This window comes from Blautia massiliensis (ex Liu et al. 2021) (assembly GCF_052064225.1).
Lineage (GTDB): Bacteria > Bacillota > Clostridia > Lachnospirales > Lachnospiraceae > Blautia_A > Blautia_A fusiformis.
The window spans coordinates 1-21,242 of sequence record NZ_JBQHWA010000005.1 but is presented as its reverse complement, the minus strand read 5'-3'; the positions used below and the strand labels follow the sequence as shown (position 1 = coordinate 21,242).

The 21,242-nt window shown below is 45.7% G+C and carries 18 protein-coding genes; 13 read left to right on the top strand and 5 right to left on the bottom strand.

Annotation, left to right across the window (positions count from 1 at the left end):
* The first annotated feature begins 29 nt into the window (after positions 1–29).
* Both ACTNDQ_RS02730 and xerD read left to right on the top strand, forming a co-directional pair.
* Positions 30–638: a stage II sporulation protein M gene (locus tag ACTNDQ_RS02730; RefSeq protein ID WP_021650815.1), complete on the top strand. Its 609-nt coding sequence runs from the start codon at positions 30–32 to the stop codon at positions 636–638.
* 179 nt (positions 639–817) lie between these two features.
* The gene (gene xerD, locus ACTNDQ_RS02725; RefSeq protein WP_015526990.1) at positions 818–1,702 is read left to right on the top strand and encodes a site-specific tyrosine recombinase XerD; all 885 of its coding nucleotides are present in this window, start codon (positions 818–820) and stop codon (positions 1,700–1,702) included.
* 139 nt (positions 1,703–1,841) lie between these two features.
* Here xerD and ACTNDQ_RS02720 read toward each other — a convergent pair whose 3' ends face one another.
* A complete protein-coding gene (locus tag ACTNDQ_RS02720) occupies positions 1,842–2,873 on the bottom strand; it encodes a 3-deoxy-7-phosphoheptulonate synthase (RefSeq protein WP_015526991.1) in 1,032 nt (343 codons plus the stop codon).
* Positions 2,874–2,915: 42 nt separating this feature from the next.
* The gene (locus tag ACTNDQ_RS02715) at positions 2,916–4,250 is read right to left on the bottom strand and encodes an oligosaccharide flippase family protein (protein ID WP_278796019.1); all 1,335 of its coding nucleotides are present in this window, start codon (positions 4,248–4,250) and stop codon (positions 2,916–2,918) included.
* 122 nt (positions 4,251–4,372) lie between these two features.
* Here ACTNDQ_RS02715 and ACTNDQ_RS02710 point away from each other — a divergent pair, with 122 nt between their 5' ends.
* The 4 genes from ACTNDQ_RS02710 to ACTNDQ_RS02695 all read left to right on the top strand — a co-directional run bounded on the left by ACTNDQ_RS02710 (position 4,373) and on the right by ACTNDQ_RS02695 (position 9,137).
* Positions 4,373–4,801, top strand: a complete 429-nt coding sequence (locus ACTNDQ_RS02710; RefSeq protein WP_441063609.1) for an RrF2 family transcriptional regulator — start codon at positions 4,373–4,375, stop codon at positions 4,799–4,801.
* A 25-nt stretch (positions 4,802–4,826) separates the two neighbouring features.
* Positions 4,827–6,014, top strand: a complete 1,188-nt coding sequence (nifS, locus tag ACTNDQ_RS02705) for a cysteine desulfurase NifS (protein ID WP_021650819.1) — start codon at positions 4,827–4,829, stop codon at positions 6,012–6,014.
* A 28-nt stretch (positions 6,015–6,042) separates the two neighbouring features.
* Complete coding sequence (nifU, locus tag ACTNDQ_RS02700; RefSeq protein ID WP_015526995.1) at positions 6,043–6,489, top strand: Fe-S cluster assembly scaffold protein NifU; 447 nt, start codon at positions 6,043–6,045, stop codon at positions 6,487–6,489.
* Between the two features lie 89 nt (positions 6,490–6,578).
* Positions 6,579–9,137, top strand: a complete 2,559-nt coding sequence (locus tag ACTNDQ_RS02695) for an HAD-IC family P-type ATPase (protein ID WP_441063606.1) — start codon at positions 6,579–6,581, stop codon at positions 9,135–9,137.
* Between the two features lie 142 nt (positions 9,138–9,279).
* Here ACTNDQ_RS02695 and ACTNDQ_RS02690 read toward each other — a convergent pair whose 3' ends face one another.
* The gene (locus ACTNDQ_RS02690; protein WP_441063604.1) at positions 9,280–11,394 is read right to left on the bottom strand and encodes an alpha-amylase family glycosyl hydrolase; all 2,115 of its coding nucleotides are present in this window, start codon (positions 11,392–11,394) and stop codon (positions 9,280–9,282) included.
* Between the two features lie 75 nt (positions 11,395–11,469).
* Complete coding sequence (locus ACTNDQ_RS02685) at positions 11,470–12,288, bottom strand: histidinol-phosphatase HisJ family protein (protein WP_278796024.1); 819 nt, start codon at positions 12,286–12,288, stop codon at positions 11,470–11,472.
* 304 nt (positions 12,289–12,592) lie between these two features.
* On the opposite strand from ACTNDQ_RS02685, the gene gap reads away from it, so the two are divergent.
* The 3 genes from gap (at position 12,593) to tpiA (ending at position 15,790) form a co-directional block, all read left to right on the top strand.
* Positions 12,593–13,612 carry a type I glyceraldehyde-3-phosphate dehydrogenase gene (gene gap / locus ACTNDQ_RS02680; protein ID WP_118513051.1) on the top strand — a complete coding sequence of 340 codons (1,020 nt, stop codon included), beginning with the start codon at positions 12,593–12,595 and terminating at the stop codon, positions 13,610–13,612.
* 187 nt (positions 13,613–13,799) lie between these two features.
* A complete protein-coding gene (locus ACTNDQ_RS02675) occupies positions 13,800–14,996 on the top strand; it encodes a phosphoglycerate kinase (RefSeq protein WP_278796025.1) in 1,197 nt (398 codons plus the stop codon).
* Positions 14,997–15,040: 44 nt separating this feature from the next.
* Positions 15,041–15,790, top strand: a complete 750-nt coding sequence (tpiA, locus tag ACTNDQ_RS02670) for a triose-phosphate isomerase (RefSeq protein ID WP_015527001.1) — start codon at positions 15,041–15,043, stop codon at positions 15,788–15,790.
* A gap of 116 nt (positions 15,791–15,906) precedes the next feature.
* Here the strand turns inward: tpiA and ACTNDQ_RS02665 are convergent, their stop codons facing one another.
* Positions 15,907–16,185 (bottom strand): helix-turn-helix domain-containing protein, encoded by a 279-nt coding sequence (locus ACTNDQ_RS02665; protein WP_278796026.1) that lies wholly within the window; start codon positions 16,183–16,185, stop codon positions 15,907–15,909.
* Positions 16,186–16,286: 101 nt separating this feature from the next.
* Between ACTNDQ_RS02665 and ACTNDQ_RS02660 the strand changes: the two genes are divergently transcribed.
* From ACTNDQ_RS02660 to gpmI, 4 genes are all read left to right on the top strand, one after another.
* Entirely contained in the window at positions 16,287–16,508 is a 222-nt protein-coding gene (locus ACTNDQ_RS02660) for a hypothetical protein (protein ID WP_021652279.1), read from the top strand.
* A gap of 183 nt (positions 16,509–16,691) precedes the next feature.
* Positions 16,692–17,810, top strand: coding sequence for an Mbeg1-like protein (locus ACTNDQ_RS02655; RefSeq protein WP_288786823.1), 1,119 nt, complete (start codon positions 16,692–16,694; stop codon positions 17,808–17,810).
* Between the two features lie 53 nt (positions 17,811–17,863).
* A complete protein-coding gene (locus ACTNDQ_RS02650) occupies positions 17,864–19,159 on the top strand; it encodes a homoserine dehydrogenase (RefSeq protein WP_021652282.1) in 1,296 nt (431 codons plus the stop codon).
* A gap of 211 nt (positions 19,160–19,370) precedes the next feature.
* Positions 19,371–20,912 (top strand): 2,3-bisphosphoglycerate-independent phosphoglycerate mutase, encoded by a 1,542-nt coding sequence (gpmI, locus tag ACTNDQ_RS02645; RefSeq protein ID WP_278796029.1) that lies wholly within the window; start codon positions 19,371–19,373, stop codon positions 20,910–20,912.
* Positions 20,913–21,242 lie beyond the last annotated feature (330 nt).

The following is a 21,242-nucleotide window of genomic DNA, read 5'->3' as shown; positions in this document are numbered from 1 at the left end:
ACAGGCGTAAACTGGTACAGGGTGAGTAAATGGAGAGTAAGACAGAGAACCGGAAGTGGAAAAATGCCGGACGTTTTCCGGCGGAGCTTCTTTTTATGACCGGAGTTTTTGCGGGAAATGTGTTGCCGAATCTGATCTGGAAAATGGAGTGGAAGCAGAAAACCCTGGCTTCTTTTTATCTGATCCGCAGCTTTGCAGGAAAAGATATTTCCGGCGGAGCTTATTTCCTGGAAGTGCTGCGACGAAGAGGAGGTTTTTTTCTTCTGTTGTTTTTATGCGGATTTACAATATTCGGAGTGCCTTTGACGGTCGCATATATGCTGTTTTTGGGAATGGAGACAGGAATGATCCTGGCATTATCGGTTCTGGAATTTGGTATTTATGGCGGTGTGGCCGGCGCCGGACTTCTGATGCCGCAGTATCTGGTCTATATTCCGGCGTATTTTTATCTTGCAGGTATCGTATACAGACAATCGTATGGGATCTGGAAAAATTATGGACTTGTGCCGCAGAAAACAGGGGCTTATTTTCGGCAGGGGATCACAGTTTTTCTGCTGTATACAGGAGGAATCCTTGCAGAAAGTTTTCTGAATCCCTGGATCGTAGAAAAAGTTATAAAGGGCCTGAAATTTTTTTGAGGAAAATTTCCACAATATCTAGTGATGGTTTCCATAAAATCTGCGATATTTGGTGGTTTGTGCCGGAAAGTGTTGAAATTGTGCGGTTTTACGATGAAAAACTGTTTGATTTTATGTAAAATTCACAGTATAATTCAGTCATAAACGAGTATGATTTTAGAGAAACGGGATGCAGAGAAATGGACATAGAGATACGGGAATTCATTACATATTTACATAATAGAAAAAGGACGTCACATAATACAGAAGTATCTTACCAGAGAGACCTGAAGAAGATGGCAGTGTATTTTGCAGATCGTGGGATCTATGATATCCGAGATGTAGGAGAACTGGAGCTGGAAGGCTATCTCAGCTATATGGAGAGAGGACAGTTCGCTTCCTCAACGATCTCCAGAAATGTAGCATCTATCCGTGCCTTGTTTCAGTATCTTTATCAGGAGAACAGGATCGAGAGGGATCCGTCTCTGGAACTGAAGCCGCCCAAGGTTGAGAAGCGGATGCCGGAGATCCTTACTGTGGATGAGGTAGACCGCCTTTTGAAACAGCCGGATCTGAATACACCGAAGGGAATCCGGGACAGTGCCATGCTGGAGCTTTTGTATGCTACAGGAATGCGTGTCAGTGAACTTTTGCGGCTGAATCTGGAGGATCTCAATCTGCGGCTTGGTTATGTAGTCTGTCACGATGAGGATAAGGAACGGGTGATTCCGATAGGAAATGTATGCAAAACAGCCATGGAGAAATATCTGAAGGAAGCCCGTGGAAAATTTGTGAAAGAAAATGAGACGGAGAGTCTTTTTACCAACTGTTCAGGAAAATCCATGAGCAGACAGGGATTCTGGAAGGTTCTGAAGGGATATGCAGAGGAAGCCGGGATCCAGCATGATATCACGCCGCATACACTGAGACATTCTTTTGCCGCACATATGCTGCAGAATGGAGCGGACGTGAAGAGTGTGCAGGAAATGCTTGGACATTCGGATATTTCCACCACACAGGTCTATCTGAATTTTGGCGTTGCGAAAATGCGAGACGTATATATGAAAGCACATCCGAGGCATTGATCTGTAAGAAATAATATAAAAAACGCGTTCAAAAAAGAACCGGCAGCTTCCAAAATGGAAGAATGCCGGTTCTTTTTTTGAACATAAATTGTAGAATGATCACAAATGTCTGTTCCCTGAAGTGCAGATCAGACAGAACTTAGCAATTTTCAGCGATCGTGTAAAGCAGCTTCTCAGACTCATCCCAACCAAGGCAGGCATCTGTGATGGATTTTCCGTAGATGTGATCTCCACCGATCTTCTGGTTGCCTGGTTCGATATAGCTCTCGATCATGAGACCCTTTACCATTGAGTGAAGCTCAGGATCTACCTGACGGCTGTGAAGAACCTCACTTGCGATACGAACCTGCTGCTCGTAATGCTTGTTGGAGTTGGAGTGGTTGGTATCCACGATCACTGCCGGGTTGGCAAGGTTCTTTGCATGGTATTTGTCATAGAGAAGACGAAGATCCTCGTAATGGTAGTTCGGGATCGCTTCCCCATGCTTGTTTACTGCACCACGAAGGATTGCGTGAGAGAGTGGATTACCGGTGGTCTCAACCTCCCAGCTTCTGTAAATAAAACGATGAGCACCCTGTGCTGCAACAATGGAGTTCAGCATAACGCTGTAGTCACCACTGGTAGGATTCTTCATACCAGCCGGAACATCCATGCCGCTGACAGTGAGTCTGTGCTGCTGATCTTCAACAGAACGTGCGCCTACAGCAACGTAGGAAAGCAGATCAGAGAGATAACGGTAGTTCTCCGGGTAAAGCATCTCATCTGCACAGGTGAAGCCACTTTCGCGGATAGCACGCATGTGCATCTTGCGGATCGCGATCAGTCCGGCAAGAAGGTTCGGTTTTTTTTCAGGATCCGGCTGATGGACCATTCCCTTGTATCCTTCACCGGTCGTACGTGGTTTGTTTGTGTAAACACGCGGGATGATAAGGACTTTATCCTCGATCTTTTCCTGAACTTTGCGAAGTCTTAAAAGATAATCGCATACGGCATCTTCGTTATCTGCAGAACATGGTCCGATGATAGCGAGGAATTTATCGGATTTTCCGGTGAAAACGTCGCGAATCTCAGCATCGCGTTTCTCCTTGAGCGCCTGAAGTTCAGCATCGAGCGGATACTGATTGCGGATTTCCTCAGGAGTTGGCAGTTTTTTTATGAATTCAAAACTCATAGTACTTCATTCCTCCATAACTATAGACATTTTAATTATTTATTATAAACGATTATTGGCCGATTGTCGATAGGGAAATTTTAGCGCTTTCACGTGTAGAAGAGTAAGCAGCAGCTCACCCAGAAAAATTCCGTAAAAATAGCCTCGTATCCCTGTTGCCGGAATTATAAAAACAACGGAGAAAATACGGATGAGAATGCCGGCAATACTGTGGATCAGACAGAGCCCCGGTTTTCCAAGTCCCTGCAGGATGCTGGTGAGCATGGTGTTTGTATAAAGAAAAGGACAGATAAAAGACAGATACCGTATGTAGGTTCCGGCAGTCTGGCTGTGAAAAAGCAATGTTCCGAGGAATGGGCCAAAAAGAAAGAATCCGCTTCCGCATAGAAATCCCAGGAACATGCACAGAAAAAAGGTCTGATCTGTGACACGGCGGATCTGCTGCTGCTTTCCCAGTGCATCAAGCTGTGCGATGGAAGGCATCAGCATTACAGCGGCGGAAGACGTAAGTGTGGAAGGAAACAGGAGCAGGGGCAGTGCCATTCCTGTAAAGATTCCATAGATCTTCAGTGAGTCTGAGGCTGTCATGCCGGAACGCAGAAGCATCTGTGGGATCAGGACCGCTTCTATGCTGCCGAGAAGTGTCAGAAGGATCCTGTTCAGGGAAATGGGAAAAGACAGTGTGAAAAGGTCCTTTATCAGCGGAAAGATCCTGACGGGAGTCTTTTCGTGTACAGGGTGATTTCCGAAATGAAAGGAAACTACCAGCAGCGACACCAGCGAAGCGGCAGTCTCTCCGGCAAGGGAACCTCCCGCTGCGATCAATGCAGTGATCGGACGTCCTTCGGAAAGAAAGATCAGATACAGGATATAGGTAGTGCCGATCCGTGCAGACTGCTCCGAAAGCTGCACGGCTGCCGGAACAGAGGCTTTTTTCCGGGCATAATAATAGCTGTCAATGCAGGAATGAATGGCACAGAGAGGAATACTGACAGCTGTTATGCGAAGAAGACCGGCAGTCTGCGGTGTTTTCAGAATTGCGGAAGCAAAAAAATATGCGTGCTGAAAAAGCAGAAAACCGGCTGCAGCAGAAAAAAAGACAGCCATAAGTGTTCCTGTGACCAGCGAAAAACGTGCCTCCTTTTTCTCCTGAAGGGCAAGTCTGGACGCGATCAGGCGTGAAAGGGCAGACTGGATCCCTGTATAGGACAAAGCGGCCATAAGTCCCTGGAGAGGAAGAACCAGCTGATACAAACCAAGACCTTCCGCACCAATGGCATGGGAGAGGAATATTCTATAAAAGAAACCTGCGATACGGCTGATAAGGCCTGTGCAGGCAAGAATCAGGGTTCCTTTGAGAAATATTTTTTTTGACATGGATAACCTTGAGTCTTTTTTGTCAGTATATGAAGAAGTTAGTCTTGACAGAACCATATGTTTCTGATAGAGTAAACATGAAATCCGAGGAAAACACTGGGAATTGAAAAAGAGGTGAGCGGATGAAACTGTCAACAAGAGCAAAATACGGACTTAAGGCTTTGATAGACCTTGGTCTTTACAGTGAAAAAGAAGCGGTCTCGATTCAGAGTATTGCGGGCCGTCAGAATATATCAGTCAGCTATCTGGAGCAGCTGATGGCACTTTTGAAGAAAGCGGGCCTTGTGAAGAGTGTCCGCGGTGCAGCCGGAGGATACTTCCTTGGAAGACCGGCAGAAGAGATTTCAGTGGGAGATATCCTTTGTGTCCTGGAGGGTGGCCTGGAGGCTGCAACATGTCCGGGAACAGAAGGTGACGGTGGCTGCCAGGGTTCTGATCTCTGCGTGGCTAAATTAGTGTGGAAGAGGATCAACGACAGCATCACAGATGCAGTGGATACCCTGATGCTCAGTGAGCTGATCGAAGAAAGCCGGAGAATACACGAAAAATAATTATCCTGAACAGGAGGAAAAGAAAATGGGAAAAATGATATATCTGGACAATGCGGCTACCACAAAGACCGCACCGGAAGTTGTGGAGGCTATGCTGCCGTATTTTACAGAGTTTTATGGAAATGCTTCAACCGTTTATGATTTTGCGGCAAACAGCAAGGCTGCCATCGCAAAGGCAAGACAGCAGATCGCAGATGTGATCGGAGCCAAAAAAGAGGAGATCTATTTTACTGCAGGTGGTTCCGAGTCTGATAACTGGGCTCTGAAAGCGACCTTTGAGGCATATAAAAATAAAGGAAACCATATCATCACAACAAAGATCGAGCATCATGCCATCCTTCATACCTGCGAGTACCTTGAAAAAGAGCGTGGTGCCAAGGTCACATACCTGGATGTAGATGAGAATGGTTTCATTGACCTGGATGAGCTTCAGAAAGCCATCACACCGGAGACCATCCTGATCTCTGTTATGGCTGCAAACAATGAGATTGGTACTCTTGAGCCGCTGAAAGAGATCGGACAGATCGCACATGAGCATGGAATCCTGTTCCATACAGATGCTGTTCAGGCATTCGGCCAGATCCCGATCAATGTAGATGAGTTCAATATCGATATGCTCAGCTCCAGCGGACATAAGATCAACGGACCGAAGGGAATCGGCTTCCTCTATATCCGTAAGGGCGTTAAGATCCGCTCCTTCGTACATGGCGGAGCACAGGAGAGAAAACGTCGTGCAGGTACAGAGAACGTTCCTGGTATCGTAGGATACGGTCTTGCAGCAGAGCGTGCAAACAAGTCCATGAAAGAGCGTACTGCAAAAGAAATCGAGATCAGAGATCATATGATCAGCAGGATCCTCACAGAGATCCCGTACGTACGTCTCAATGGAGATAAAGTAAAACGTCTTCCGAACAACGTAAATGTAAGCATCCAGTTCATCGAGGGAGAGTCACTTCTTCTGATGCTTGATAATTTCGGAATCTGTGCATCCAGCGGTTCCGCATGTACATCCGGTTCTCTGGATCCGTCACACGTTCTGTTAGCTATCGGTCTTCCTCATGAGATCGCACACGGATCTCTCCGTATGACCTTAAGCGAGGAGACGACAATGGAGGATGTTGATTTTGTAGTAGATAAGCTGAAAGATATTACTGCAAATTTAAGAAGCATGTCTCCATTATATGAAGATTTTATTAAAAAGCAGAAAAAATAATAAAAATACTTGCCAGGAGGAAAAAATAATGTATAGTGAAAAAGTAATGGATCATTTTCAGCATCCACGTAATGTCGGTGAGATCGAGAACGCAAGTGGCGTGGGTACTGTAGGAAATGCAAAATGCGGTGATATTATGAGAATATTCCTTGATATCGATGACGAAACTCATATTATCAAAGACTGCAAATTTAAAACATTTGGATGCGGTGCAGCAGTTGCAACAAGCAGCATGGCAACAGAACTTGTAATGGGCAAGACCATTGAGGAAGCTATGGAAGTAACCAACAAGGCCGTTATGGAGGCTCTGGACGGACTTCCGCCGGTAAAGATCCACTGTTCCCTGCTTGCTGAGGAAGCAATTCATGCAGCTCTCTGGGATTATGCAGAGAAACATCACATTAAGATCGAGGGTCTTTCCAAACCGAAGTCTGATATCCACGAGGGTGAAGAGGATACAGAAGAGGAGTATTGATCCATTTTATTTACGATCATAACCGGGGCATGAGCAAGCTTCAGTTGAACAGAACCGTAAGCCATTGAAAGGACAGGTAAGTAAGAAGCATGACAGGACTTACGAACGAAGAAGTTCAGGAAAGAATTGCGCAGGGCCAGGTAAATAATAACGAAAACCCCAACACCAGGACATATAAGCAGATCATTCTGGAGAATACGTTGACATTCTTCAATTTTCTGAACCTGGTGCTGCTGGTTCTCGTACTGCTGGTTGGTTCCTACAAAAACTCCATGTTTGTAGGAATCATTTTTATTAATACCGTGATCGGGATCATTCAGGAGGTCCGTGCTAAGAAGACGATTGACAAGCTGGCCATCCTGACAGAATCCAAGACGGTTGTTCTGCGTGAAGGAAAAAAATGGAAAATTTCTACAGAGAAGCTGGTTGTCGATGATCTGATATTCCTGAAGGCCGGAGAACAGGTTCCGGCAGATGCGAAGATCCTGGAGGGAAGTCTTGAGGTCAATGAATCCCTGCTTACCGGTGAGGCAGACAATCTTCCGAAGAATCCGGGAGATGAGCTTTTTTCCGGAAGCTTTGTGACGGCGGGACAGGCCTGCTGCCAGACCATCCATGTGGGAAGTGACAACTATGCGTCAAGGATCACCAGCGAGGCCAAGGAATTCAAACGCCATAATTCAGAGCTTAGAAATTCCCTGAATGCCATTCTGAAGGTGATCAGTATCATTATCGTACCAATGGGTGCGCTGCTTTTTTATAAACAGTATTATTTTGTGGGAGACAATATCCGGGATTCTGTTGTCAATATGGTTGCAGCGGTCCTGGGAATGATTCCGGAGGGACTGGTCCTTCTTACCAGTGTGGCACTGACTCTGGGTGCGCTGAAGCTGGCCCAGAAGAAGACGCTGGTGCAGGAGCTGTACTGTATAGAAACTCTTGCACGCGTGGATACGCTCTGCCTGGATAAGACAGGAACTATCACAGAGGGTACCATGTGTGTGGAGGCGGTGGAGAGCTATCCGCCGGTGTATGATGAGATTTCAGAGAAAATATCCGGAAAAGATCCTGAATCCGGCGAAGGTAACAGCAATGGAACTGAGAGTTCTGCGACTTCTGCAGTTTCAGCAACAGATGCGATCGCAAAGGAGGATGGAAGTGCGAATCTCGTATTACAGGAAAAGTCAGAAGCTGACCCGGAGAAACATAGTCAGGAAGATCCGGAGAAGACCTGGGAGATCGAGCATATCATGGGAAATCTGCTTTCTGTGCTGAAGGATCAGAATGCCACTGCCGATGCACTCAGGGCAAGATTTAAAGTATCTCAGGATATGGAGCTGGATCATGTGATCCCGTTTTCTTCTGACAGGAAGTACAGCGGAGCTGCATTTACAGATACAGGTACTTATCTGATGGGGGCAGCGCAGTTTCTTTTTCCGGAAGGGAACCCGGAGCTGATGGAGTATTGTGGCAGATTTGCAGAGGAAGGTCTTCGTGTGCTGGTTCTTGCCCATAGTGTAAATGTGAGTGAGGGAGCGGAGCTTCCGGAGGGACTGGAACCTGTCGGACTTTTGCTTATTACAGATGTGATCCGTGCAGAGGCACCGGATACGCTGGCATATTTCGAAAGTCAGGGTGTTGATCTGAAAGTGATCTCCGGTGATGATCCGGTGACGGTTTCTGCCATTGCCAGACGTGCCGGTCTTAAAAATGCTGAGCATTATATCGATGCAACAACCATCACAACCCAGGAACAGATGGACGAGGCAGTTGCAGAATATAGTGTGTTCGGGCGTGTAACACCTCAGCAGAAGCAGGCAATGGTGAAGTCTTTACAGATTCAGAAGCATACGGTTGCCATGACCGGTGATGGTGTCAATGATGTTCTGGCGCTTAAAGAGGCGGACTGCAGTATTGCCATGGCTGAGGGCAGTGATGCGGCCAAGAATATTGCAAATGTGGTATTGCTGGATTCTAATTTTGCAGCAATGCCGGAAATTGTGAATCAGGGACGCCGGGTTGTAAATAATATCCGTACTGCGGCATCTATGTTTCTGATCAAAACGATTTTTTCCGTGTTGCTGTCACTGATCACGATCTTCTTCGGGGATTCTTATCCCTTTGAGCCGATCCAGATGTCTCTGATCAGTGCCTGTGCTGTTGGTATTCCTACATTCCTTCTGGCACAGGAGAATAATTATGAGAAGATTGACCATACATTTTTGCGTCATGTATTTATGAATGCATTTCCGGCTGCTGTGACCATCACGGGCTGTGTGTTCAGTGTGATGCTGGTATGCCAGAATGTATACCATTCCAATGCTATGCTGAATACAGCCTGTGTGCTTGTAACAGGATGGAATTATATGGCGGCACTTAAGACAGTTTACGCACCTCTGAATAAGTATCGAAAGGTGATCATTTACAGTATGCAGGTGATCTTTTTCGGTGCGGCGGTGGTTCTGCAGAATCTTCTGACACTGGGATCGCTGGAATTCGGAATGATCATTCTGGTGTTCCTTCTGATGACATTTTCTCCGATCCTGATCGATGTGATCACGGCCTGGCTCAGAAATATTTACAGTCGTTCGCTGGATAGTGGGGAACAGGGGAAATTTGCTGCATTTATTGATAAACTGAGAAAATAATAATATGAGAAATAAAAAAGGACACTGCCCGTTGAAAATGGCAGTGTCCTTTTTTGCAAATAAACTGTGAAGCAGTTATCCAGTTATCCGGTGCAGAGCTGTGTAGAGAATGCAGATTGTGGATATCCGCCTGACAAAGCTATTATTTTGTGTGCATAAGCCAGATAAATCCGAAGGCCGGGATCTCTACAGCCTGTGCGTCTCTCTGAACTCCTGTGAGAAGATCTGTGTAGGTACCGTCCTGTTCGTTGATCCAGGCTACCTTATCCTGGTCGCTGAAGTTGTAGATGCAGATCAGCTTTTCTTCAGAAGTTTCTCTTACCAGGGCAAGGAGAGCTTTTTCCCAGGTTTCCAGTGTATGTGCAGAAACTTCAGGTGCAAATACCGGATGGCTGGCACGGATGGATTCCAGCTGCTCAAGGCTGTTGAAAATGCGTCCCTGGATCGTTTCGGTATCGGCTCTGTTCCGGGCAAGTGCCCAGTTGAAACGTCCGTTGTGGAGCCAGCGGGGATCAGCTGCTTTGGAAATGTCGGCTTTATAGGTGTAGTCATTCAGCTGTCCGACCTCGTCACCGCTTCGAAGTACCGGAATTCCGGGGAGGGAAAGAAGCAATGCATGAAGTGCTACGTCATAGCGGATTCCCCGGCTGACACCCTCCATATTTCCTTCATAATCAAAACGCTCGATTCCTGCAAGAGATGCGGTTGTTCCGCAGAGCTCCGATTCCTCGGTTTCCGGATTCACATAAATATCACCCCGGGCAAAGGAATCAGGGAAAATACCTGCCAGGAATTCATTCAGATAATCTCTGTGAGGCCCTTCTGTGATAAAGCTTCCTTTCAGGAAATCATAGTCCAGATTCCAGCGTACCGTGTTGCGGTTACGGAGGTAATTCTGGAATACCGGTGCCTGCGGAAGGTCTGCAGCTCTGTCGATTCCCCGTCGGAGAAGGGCAGTGTCCTTTGTGGCAACGGTATGCCAGAGATCGGACATCAGCTGGGTGCTGTTTACAATGTGAAGTTCCGGCATATCGGAAGTTCCGCCAAATGCAGCAGCCTCTGCAGGTGGGCGGTCTGTTTCGCCAAGGAGAAGAATTCCGGGGCATACGATCTCACACACCATTCGGGTCATACGCAGCAGAGAGTGAAGCTTCCAGAGATTTTCTTCCGGCATCATCGGAAGGACACCAAGGCTGAATATAGAAGCACCTTCATTTGCAAGCTCCAGGATCTGAAGAAGCATTGCATTGAAATAAGCCGGAGTCTGGAGCACACATGGCGCACCGGACTGTGGGTCATCCACAGAAAGACTTAACGGGATCTCAAGAGCCAGGCGGATACCTGCTTTCCTACAGTTAGCTGCAAGTGTGTACAGATCTTCGGAGGTTCCGATCTCCGGGATAATGCGAAGGGAGCAATTGGAGGTTGCCTGGAAAAGATCTGTCAGGTACAGAGTGTCTGCGTTACATTCGCTGATATAGTCCAGCTTATCGGACAGCCCGGAAAGAGTATCTGCGAAGTCAGCAGGATTTACAGCCATTCCGGTGAAAGTAGTCTTACGGAACCAGTCAGGATCTGCAGCGCAGTTCTGGTCGGCTTCCTTCATGAAAAGAGAACGCTCACGGTAGATTTCTTTCATCTTTTTTGTGAGGCTTGAGAATGTGCCGGCAACTTCCGGATGATTGCGGAACAGCTCACAGTAGAGCCATTTCAGATCATTGTAGTAGTATTTCAGACGTTTCTCGTAGAGGGCATCGTAAGCTGTGTCCTCCTTGGAAGTTTCGACTTTCAGAGGCTCGGTCTTGGAAGTAGTAACTTTCGCCGGTTCAGTCTTTGAGGTCTCAACCTTGATCGGCTCGGTCTTGGAAGTCTCGACCTTGATCGGTTCGGTCTTGGAAGTCTCGACCTTGATCGGTTCGGTCTTGGAAGTCTCGACCTTGATCGGTTCGGTCTTGGAAGTCTCAACCTTGATCGGCTCGGTCTTTGAGGTCTCAACCTTGATCGGTTCGGTCTTGGAAGTCTCAACCTTGATCGGCTCGGTCTTGGAAGTCTCGACTTTGATCGGTTCAGTTTTGGAAGTTTCGACTTTAAGCGTTTCCTTCTTTACGGTTTCAAGTTTTTTCACTTCGGCTTTAGCATTTTCAACAGATTTGGCAGCACTGGAACTGGTGCCGGCAGCAGAGGTATTTTTTTTCAGCTGCTTTTCTTTTTTTGCCTGCATGGCAGCTTTCTTTTTCTGGAGTCTTTTTGTTGACATATAGAGTTCCTCCTTAGATAAAATGATATTTTCGGTATAAAAATGTAAACTCTCTCACCGGAGAGAGAAACAGAGCTACAGCTTATGAAAAACAGGACGGCGGTTTTTAAATACAGCATAATAGGAAAAACCACATTCACGGAGAACATCAGCCGACTTGTCAAAAGCATAGCCGATCTTATCCGGAGTATGGGCATCTGCACCGATGGTGATGATCTCACCGCCAAGCTCACGGTAACGTCGGATAATATTGACACATGGATTCGGTTCACCAAGCCCGTAGTGATAACCGCCTGTGTTCAGCTCGATTCCCACATTTTTGCGGATCAATGTCCGTAGGATCTCGTCCAGGATCTCCTTATATCTTCCATAAGAATACTGACGGTTCTGATTTGGACCATAACGTACTACATAGTCGATATGTCCGTACACATCCATCTCGTCAAAAGCAGCGATATTTTCCAGGATGGATTCAAAATATTCCATGTAGCATGCGGATTCCTTACGGCCCTCAAAATAAGAAGGATAATAAGGATCGTATCCGTGCACCACATGGGAGGAACCAATAACGAAATCAAAGGGAACTTCTTTCAGAAGATCGGAAAAAGATTCTGCAAGCTGAGGCTGAAGTCCAAGCTCGATCCCGAAGTTAACCTGGATCTGGTCTTTAAAAGCATCCGCAAGACTCTCAAGTTTCTGGCGGTATGCAGGGATGTTCAGGGAAAAATCAAGATTTTCCGGAGTATCGGGATAATCCGGATCAAAATGTTCAGTAAAACAGATTCCCGTGAGACCCTGGTCTGCGGCAGTCTGGATCATTTCTTCCATCGGTGTATCGGAATCTGCGGAAAAAGAGGAGTGCATATGGCAGTCCCATAAAATTTTCTGGTCCATTTTGTACCTCCATATTCAAGCTTTTATATTCTGTGACAATGATCGTATCTGCCTGTTATGAATCCGGGAAAGTCAAACTCCCAGCGGGAATATAGATATCCGTTTTGGGAATCAGCAGGACAGAACTTTCTATCAGAGAATTATAGCACATTTTTCAGAAATTTTCTTAATATTTATTTTAATGTTCTTTTTTATAAATAGCTCTTGAATTTTTGTTTGGAATTAGGTACAATATGAAACAGGTTGATGTTTCTTTAACAAAGGAACGATTTAATCACCATTCAATTCATAGGAGGAATTTATCATGGCAGTAAAAGTTGCAATTAATGGTTTTGGACGTATCGGTCGTCTTGCATTCCGTCAGATGTTTGGAGCAGAGGGATTCGAGGTTGTAGCAATCAATGACCTTACATCTCCTAAAATGCTTGCTCACTTATTAAAATATGATTCTACACAGGGAAGATATGCTCTTGCTGATACAGTTAAAGCAGGAGAGGATTCCATCACAGTAGACGGAAAAGAGATCAAAATCTATGCTAAGGCTAACGCTGCAGAGCTTCCATGGGGAGAGATCGGTGTAGACGTAGTTCTTGAGTGCACAGGTTTCTACACATCTAAAGACAAAGCTCAGGCTCATATCGATGCAGGTGCTAAGCACGTAGTTATTTCCGCTCCGGCTGGAAACGACCTTAAGACAATCGTTTACAACGTAAACCATCAGGGTCTTACAAACGAGGACAAGATCATCTCCGCAGCTTCCTGTACAACAAACTGCCTTGCACCAATGGCTAAGGCTCTTAACGATCTTGCACCGATCAAATCCGGTATCATGTGCACAATCCACGCTTACACAGGCGATCAGATGACACTTGACGGACCGCAGAGAAAAGGCGATCTGAGAAGATCCCGTGCAGCTGCAGTTAATATCGTTCCGAACAGCACAGGTGCTGCTAAAGCTATCGGACTTGTTATCCCAGAGCTTAACGGCAAACTTATCGGTTCTGCACAGCGTGTTCCTACCCCAACAGGTTCTACAACAATCCTTACAGCAGTAGTCGAAGGAAATGTTACAAAAGAGCAGATCAACGCAGCTATGAAAGCAGCTTCTAACGAGTCCTTCGGATACAACGAGGATGAGATCGTATCCAGCGATATCGTTGGTATGAGATTTGGTTCCCTCTTCGATGCTACTCAGACAATGGTACTTCCACTTGAGAATGGCACAACAGAGGTTCAGGTAGTTTCCTGGTATGACAACGAGAACTCCTACACAAGCCAGATGGTTCGTACAATCAAGCATTTCGGAAGCCTTCTGAACGCTTAATTTTCAGCGAACGAGTGTAGAAGAATAGACTCAGAAAGGGTCCGGTCTGAAGAGGACCGGGCCCTTTTTTTCCAAAAGATCAAACAAAAGAATATCTGAGGAAATGACTGTTGACAGAGCGGACAACAATACCGCTCGCCCTTATTGATCTGCTTCCGGCAGAAATAAAAGTTAAGGAGATATAGAAATGCTGAACAAAAAAAGTGTTGACGATATCAATGTAAAAGGACAGAGAGTACTTGTAAGATGTGACTTTAACGTTCCGCTTCAGGATGGAAAGATCACAGACGAGAATCGTCTTGTAGCTGCTCTTCCTACAATCAAGAAACTGATCGCAGACGGCGGAAAGGTTATCCTCTGCTCCCACCTCGGAAAACCGAAGGGAGAGCCGAAACCGGAGCTTTCTCTTGCACCTGTAGCTGTTCGTCTTTCTGAGCTTCTTGGACAGGAAGTGAAATTTGCAGCAGATCCTGAGGTAGTAGGACCAAACGCAAAAGCTGCTGTAGCTGAGATGAAGGATGGCGATGTAGTTCTTCTTGAGAATACACGTTACCGTGCAGAAGAGACAAAGAATGAAGATAAGTTCAGCGAAGACCTTGCTTCTCTTTGTGATGTATTTGTAAATGATGCATTCGGAACTGCTCACAGAGCTCACTGCTCTAACGTAGGTGTTACCAAATATGTAAAAACAGCAGTTGTAGGATATCTGATGCAGAAAGAGATCGATTTCCTCGGAAACGCTGTAAACAATCCGGAGAGACCATTCGTAGCAATTCTTGGCGGTGCTAAGGTTTCCAGCAAGATCTCTGTAATCAACAACCTTCTTGACAAGGTAGATACACTGATCATCGGTGGTGGTATGTCCTATACATTCTCCAAGGCTATGGGCGGACATATCGGAACATCCCTCTGCGAGGATGATTACCTTCAGTATGCTCTTGACATGATAAAGAAAGCAGAGGAGAAGGGCGTGAAGCTTCTTCTTCCTGTAGATAACAGAATCGGTGATAACTTCTCCAATGACTGCAACATCCAGGTTGTAAAACGTGGTGAGATTCCGGACGGATGGGAAGGAATGGATATCGGACCGGAGACTGAGAAGCTTTTTGCAGACGCTGTAAAAGATGCCAAGACTGTTGTATGGAACGGACCGATGGGATGCTTCGAGATGCCGAACTTCGCACATGGTACAGAGGCAGTTGCAAAAGCTCTTGCTGAGACAGACGCAACAACAATCATCGGTGGCGGCGATTCCGCAGCAGCTGTAAATATCCTCGGATATGGCGACAAGATGACACACATCTCCACAGGTGGCGGTGCTTCTCTTGAGTTCCTTGAGGGCAAAGAGCTCCCAGGTGTAGCAGCAGCTAACGATAAAGACTGATAAAAAATAAAGTGTTCCAAGAACACAAAAAAGGAGATAAAACCATGGCAAGAAAGAAAATCATTGCTGGAAACTGGAAAATGAACATGACACCAAGCGAGGCTGTAAAGCTGGTTGAGACTTTAAAACCGCTTGTTGTTAACGACGAAGTTGATGTAGTATTCTGCGTACCGGCTATCGACATCATTCCTGTTGTTGAGGCAGCTAAAGGAACAAACATCCAGGTTGGCGCTGAGAACATGTACTTCGAGGAGAAGGGTGCTTACACAGGCGAGATCGCTCCGGCTATGCTCGTAGATGCTGGCGTTAAGTACGTAGTACTTGGACATTCCGAGAGAAGAGAGTATTTCGGTGAGACAAACGAAGACGTTAACAAAAAAATGCTTAAAGCTTTCGAGCATGGTATCACACCGATCATGTGCTGCGGTGAGACACTTACTCAGAGAGAGCAGGGCGTGACAATGGACTTCATCCGTCAGCAGGTTAAGGTTGGATTCCAGGGTGTTACAGCTGATCAGGCTAAGACAGCAGTTATCGCTTACGAGCCGATCTGGGCTATCGGAACAGGTAAGACAGCTACAACAGAGCAGGCTCAGGAGGTTTGCGCTGATATCCGTAAATGTATCGCTGAGATCTATGATGATGCTACAGCAGCAGAGATCCGTATCCAGTACGGCGGATCTGTAAACGCTGCAACAGCTCCTGACTTATTCGCTCAGGCTGACATCGACGGCGGACTTGTAGGCGGCGCTTCCCTGAAACCAGATTTCGGAAAGATTGTAAACTACAAATAAGATCCATTTAAAAAGGGGCTTCGGCCCCTTTTTTTATATCTACTTATAGAAAAAATCAGAAAAACTCTCCCTGACACGGATAACACAGCCAACAAAAAAGCTGCATCTGATCACAGTCAGAGAGAGTTTTTCTTATCTTCAGAGTAAGGATTGTTTTTCTCTGAAGCTTTTTCTGTATGTTCGTTCCTTTCGTCAGGCTCGGGAATGTGTTCCACAATGTCCTCGATCTCGCAATGGAGAATGGAACACAGCCTGTCTATGGTATAAATTTCAACATTTTTATTTTTTCGAAGTCTGTCCAGAAGTGAACGGGTGATCTGGTAATGTTCATAAAGATCATACTGAGTGATCCCACGCTCCTTCATCGTGACCCAAAATCTGTCATATTTTATCATATATATATCCTGTCCGATTCATCCTTGAATTAATCTTATTATGAAGGTAAAATTGGAATTACAACAGTGTCCTTATATCGACACTACAGAAAGGAGAAGCAATGAGGAAGTTTTTTAAAATCTTAATTTCAGTGGTGATCACACTGTATTTTTCAGCTACCATGTTCTACTGCTTTGTGGCAGGAACACCGGATGACGGAAAAGGGGCGGTGATCTATATGATGTCAGCAGCAGGCCTGTCGATACTGTTTCCGGCTTTTACCTGCGGCTGCATTCATTACATCCTTTATCTAAGAAAAAAAATGGATGAAAGGAGCAAATGATCAGGATTTATGGTATGATAACAATAAATATCTGGCAGGGTATGTCGTTTCAGAAGACGGTTATCTGATAACGGCAGAAACGCATCAGATGGCTGTGCTGTGATGCAGCCGTTACGTATTATAATAGAAAGAAAGCCTGCAGCTGTGCGTAAGACGCTTATATGATCATTTGCGGAGGATTTTATGGGGAATATTCTGGATTATCTTGACTGGAGAGGAGATCTTACCTTTGAGCAGTCACCCTTTAATGAAGTTGACAATCTGATACTGGCGTGTTTTTCCTATCTTGATCTGGATGAGATGGCAGAAGTAAAAAACGGAAATACTCTTTCTGTAGAAGAACTCTTTGCGGCTTTTTCCAGACAGGAAATGAAGAAGGATCTGAAAGCAGAAAGCGCCTTTCTGCAGAATACACCGATGCTCCTTGAAAAAATGGCCTGTGCGGAGAGATTCCGGAAATGTACAGTAGGAGGCTTTGTCAATGAAATCCTTTCCAGTCAGGCTCAGCAGTTTGCGGCAGTGACTATAGGACTGGATGATGGAACCACATATATTTCCTTTCGGGGAACCGATGATACTATTGTGGGATGGAAGGAGGATTTTAACTTAAGCAACGGAGTTGTTCCTTCGCACAGAAAAGCGTTGGAATATCTGGAAACGCATGGAACTTATATACAGTCCATGCTACGGATCGGTGGTCATTCCAAAGGAGGAAATCTGGCTATGTATACAGCGATGCAGTGCAGTGACATCCTGCAGGAAAAGCTTCTTTCTGTCTATGATAATGATGGCCCGGGTTTTCCGGAAGGATTTTTCAGTCCCGGAAGAGTGGAAAGTGTTTTGCCAAAAGTCACTCGTATCATTCCCGAGGCATCTGTGATCGGTATGCTGCTCAGCCATCAGAAAGATCCGCGGATCGTAGCCAGTACACAGAAGGGGATCCTGCAGCATGATGCTTTTACCTGGGAGGTAATGGGGCCATCCTTTATAGAGAAAGAAAGTTTGACAAGAAGAGCTGCGGCGTCAGATCGAAGTCTTCATAAATGGATCGACCATATGGATGAAAAACAGAGAGAGCATCTCATCGGGGAACTCTTTTCTGTGTTGGAAGCAACCGGAGCAGATACCATTTCCCAAATCCAGGAAGGTGGTCTGAAAAGTCTGGCTGCCATGGTGCGCCAGCTGGATAAACTGGATCCACAGTCAAAAGCTATGGTGCAGGAACTGATCACCGGACTTTTTGGCAGCTGGCTGGAATTACTTCCTCTGCCGGAACTTGACAAAAAGCGTTTTCTGCCATAACATAGGAGTTACTCTGATAAAAATTGGAAAAAACGGAAAGGGGACATCAGAAAATGAACGAAAAAGTCGTAAATGCGGCCCTTCTTGGTCTCGGAACAGTAGGAACCGGTGTATATAAAGTGATCAAAAGCCAGGAGCAGGAAATGACAGCCAAGCTTGGATGCCAGGTAAAGATCACAAAGATCCTGGTGCGTAACCTTGAGAAAGCGTCCGGGAAGGTAGACGATCCTTCTGTTCTTACAACAGACTGGGCAGATATTGAGGGAGATCCTTCCATTGATATTGTGATCGAGCTGATCGGCGGGATCGAGCCGGCACGTACTTATATCCTTGCAGCACTGAAAGCCGGCAAGAACGTTGTAACTGCAAACAAGGATCTGATCGCAGTCCACGGAAAAGAGATCCTGGAAACTGCCAGGGCAGCGCAGAAGGATTTTCTGTTTGAGGCAGCAGTTGCCGGAGGAATCCCGATCATCAGCCCGTTGAAGAACAGTCTTGAGGCCAACCATGTAACGGAAGTTATGGGAATCGTAAACGGAACTACGAACTTTATCCTTACCAAGATGTCCCAGGAGGGAATGGAATTTTCAGATGCTCTTGCTCTTGCTACAGAACTTGGATATGCAGAGGCAGATCCTACCGCAGATATCGAGGGAATTGATGCTGGAAGAAAGGTTGCCATCCTTGCATCAGTTGCCTTTAATTCCAGAGTTACCCTTGATAATGTTCATATAGAAGGAATCACAAAGATCACGGCAAAGGATATCCGTTACGCAAAAGAAATGGGCTGCGAGATCAAGCTTCTGGGTGTTGCACGCTGTCAGGAGGACGGCGTTGAGGCCTATGTCTGCCCGATGCTGATCCCGGCAGAGCATCCCCTTGCATCCGTCAATGATTCTTATAATGCAGTTTTTGTACACGGAGATGCAGTAGGAGATACCATGTTCTACGGACGTGGAGCAGGTGAGCTTCCTACAGCAAGTGCGGTTGCCGGTGATGTATTTGAGGTAGTCCGTAATATGAAGGCAGATTGCTGCGGAAGAGTAGGCTGCACCTGCTATAAGACACTTCCGGTAAAAAATATGGCAGATACCCATAACCGTTATTTCCTCCGCCTGCAGGTAGAGGACCGCTGCGGTGTGCTGGCTGAAATCCTGGAGCATTTTGCAAAATATCAGGCAAGCGTGGCACAGATCATGCAGAAAGAAAGCAAGAGACCGGATACCGCAGAGGTTGTTGTGATCACCAAACTTGTAAGCGAGGGCGCTTTCTTTAAGGTTAAGGAAGAACTGGAAAACAGCGCATCTGTAAGAAAGATTTCTTCTATGATCCGTGTATACCAGAAATAATATCTTTCGCGTAAATTTACAGATCAGCCGTATCAGTTGTCGGGAAATTGAAAACAGACAAATTTTTGTCAAAGAAAACGTTGCAAAATTTCTGGATTTTGGTACTATATAAAATGGAAAACAAAAGAATCCTGAATGGTACAGAGGGTTTCAGAATCAGTGAAGAGCTGTGCCGGACAGATTTTCGATCAAAGATAAGAAGGGGAAAATTATGAGCAAAAAACCAACAGTTTTAATGATCCTTGATGGATACGGACTCAATGACAGACATGACGGAAATGCTGTATATGAGGCAAAAACACCGGTTATGGACGGACTCATGAAAGATTATCCGTTTGTAAAAGGCAGTGCCAGCGGTCTTGCGGTAGGTCTTCCGGACGGACAGATGGGTAACTCTGAGGTTGGTCATATGAACATGGGCGCAGGCCGTATCGTATACCAGGAGCTTACAAGGATCACAAAAGAGATCCAGGACGGCGATTTCTTCAAGAATGAGGCACTTCTTACTGCTATGAAGAATGCAAAAGACAACGATTCCGCGATCCATTTTATGGGACTTCTTTCTGACGGTGGAGTACACAGCCACAATACACATCTCTACGGACTTCTTGAGATGGCAAAGAGAGAGGGACTCAAGAAAGTTTACGTACACTGCTTCCTGGATGGTCGTGACACACCGCCTGCATCCGGTAAAGAGTTTGTAGAGCAGCTGGAAGCTAAAATGAAAGAGATCGGCGTTGGTGAGATCGGTGTGATCTCCGGACGTTATTATGCAATGGATCGTGATAACCGCTGGGATCGTGTTGAGCTTGCATATAAAGCTCTTACACAGGGCGAAGGCGTAAAGGGAACAGATGCTGCAGCAGCAGTTCAGGCTTCCTATGATGATGACAAGACAGATGAATTTGTGCTTCCGACTGTTATCGAGAAGGACGGCAAACCGGTTGCAACTATTTCCGATAAGGATTCCGTTGTATTCTTCAACTTCCGTCCGGACCGTGCAAGAGAGATCACAAGAGCTTTCTGTGATGACGATTTTAAGGGCTTTGAGAGAGCAAAGAGACTGGATACCACATTCGTATGCTTCACAGAGTATGATGATACCATCCAGAATAAGCTGGTAGCATTCCACAAGGTTCTTCTTCACAATACCTTTGGTGAGTACCTTGCAGCTCACGATATGACACAGGCACGTATCGCCGAGACAGAGAAATATGCACATGTTACATTCTTCTTTAACGGTGGTGTTGAGGAGCCAAACAAAGGAGAGGACAGAATCCTTGTAAAATCCCCGAAGGTTCCGACCTACGATATGCAGCCGGAGATGAGTGCACCGGAGGTTTGTGAAAAGCTTGTAGAGGCGATCAAATCTGACAAATATGATGTGATCATCATCAACTTTGCGAACCCGGATATGGTTGGCCATACAGGTGTTGAGGCAGCTGCGATCAAGGCTGTTGAGACTGTTGATGCGTGTGTTGGTAAGGCTGTAGAGGCAATCAAAGAGGTTGACGGACAGCTCTTTATCTGCGCTGACCATGGTAACGCAGAGCAGCTTGTAAATTATGAAACAGGTGAGCCATGGACAGCTCATACAACTAACCCGGTACCGTTTATCCTTGTAAACGCAGATCCGAAATACACACTTCGTGAGAACGGATGTCTTGCAGATATCGTTCCGACTCTGATCCAGCTTATGGGTATGGAGCAGCCGAAGGAAATGACAGGAGAGTCTCTTCTTGTTGAGAAATAAATAAGCTTCACGGAATCCCGGCAGATTTTTACGGATCTGCCGGGATTTTTTCATCCGATTGTTTCTGTTTTCACACATGAAAAAAATTTTCAAAATCATCTTGTAAAATCATTCCATTTCAACTATAATCCCTCTGATACATAAAAACAGGTAACTTTTGAGCAACTGTAAAGTTACAGAAAGAATAATAAAAAGAATAACAAAAAGCAGCACAAAGTTTATGAACGATCAAATTAAATGGGGAGACTGTCCGAAAACTCGGATAATCTAATCTGATGAGAAAAAGATTGATATGCTCTTGTGAGCGTTCAATATAAATTAAAATTGCAC

Coding starts and splice junctions, on each gene's coding strand:
- ACTNDQ_RS02730 (WP_021650815.1), top strand. CDS start 30: ATGGAGAGTAAGACAGAGAACCGGAAGTGGAAAAATGCCGGACGTTTT.
- xerD (WP_015526990.1), top strand. CDS start 818: ATGGACATAGAGATACGGGAATTCATTACATATTTACATAATAGAAAA.
- ACTNDQ_RS02720 (WP_015526991.1), bottom strand. CDS start 2,873: ATGAGTTTTGAATTCATAAAAAAACTGCCAACTCCTGAGGAAATCCGC.
- ACTNDQ_RS02715 (WP_278796019.1), bottom strand. CDS start 4,250: ATGTCAAAAAAAATATTTCTCAAAGGAACCCTGATTCTTGCCTGCACA.
- ACTNDQ_RS02710 (WP_441063609.1), top strand. CDS start 4,373: ATGAAACTGTCAACAAGAGCAAAATACGGACTTAAGGCTTTGATAGAC.
- nifS (WP_021650819.1), top strand. CDS start 4,827: ATGGGAAAAATGATATATCTGGACAATGCGGCTACCACAAAGACCGCA.
- nifU (WP_015526995.1), top strand. CDS start 6,043: ATGTATAGTGAAAAAGTAATGGATCATTTTCAGCATCCACGTAATGTC.
- ACTNDQ_RS02695 (WP_441063606.1), top strand. CDS start 6,579: ATGACAGGACTTACGAACGAAGAAGTTCAGGAAAGAATTGCGCAGGGC.
- ACTNDQ_RS02690 (WP_441063604.1), bottom strand. CDS start 11,394: ATGTCAACAAAAAGACTCCAGAAAAAGAAAGCTGCCATGCAGGCAAAA.
- ACTNDQ_RS02685 (WP_278796024.1), bottom strand. CDS start 12,288: ATGGACCAGAAAATTTTATGGGACTGCCATATGCACTCCTCTTTTTCC.
- gap (WP_118513051.1), top strand. CDS start 12,593: ATGGCAGTAAAAGTTGCAATTAATGGTTTTGGACGTATCGGTCGTCTT.
- ACTNDQ_RS02675 (WP_278796025.1), top strand. CDS start 13,800: ATGCTGAACAAAAAAAGTGTTGACGATATCAATGTAAAAGGACAGAGA.
- tpiA (WP_015527001.1), top strand. CDS start 15,041: ATGGCAAGAAAGAAAATCATTGCTGGAAACTGGAAAATGAACATGACA.
- ACTNDQ_RS02665 (WP_278796026.1), bottom strand. CDS start 16,185: ATGATAAAATATGACAGATTTTGGGTCACGATGAAGGAGCGTGGGATC.
- ACTNDQ_RS02660 (WP_021652279.1), top strand. CDS start 16,287: ATGAGGAAGTTTTTTAAAATCTTAATTTCAGTGGTGATCACACTGTAT.
- ACTNDQ_RS02655 (WP_288786823.1), top strand. CDS start 16,692: ATGGGGAATATTCTGGATTATCTTGACTGGAGAGGAGATCTTACCTTT.
- ACTNDQ_RS02650 (WP_021652282.1), top strand. CDS start 17,864: ATGAACGAAAAAGTCGTAAATGCGGCCCTTCTTGGTCTCGGAACAGTA.
- gpmI (WP_278796029.1), top strand. CDS start 19,371: ATGAGCAAAAAACCAACAGTTTTAATGATCCTTGATGGATACGGACTC.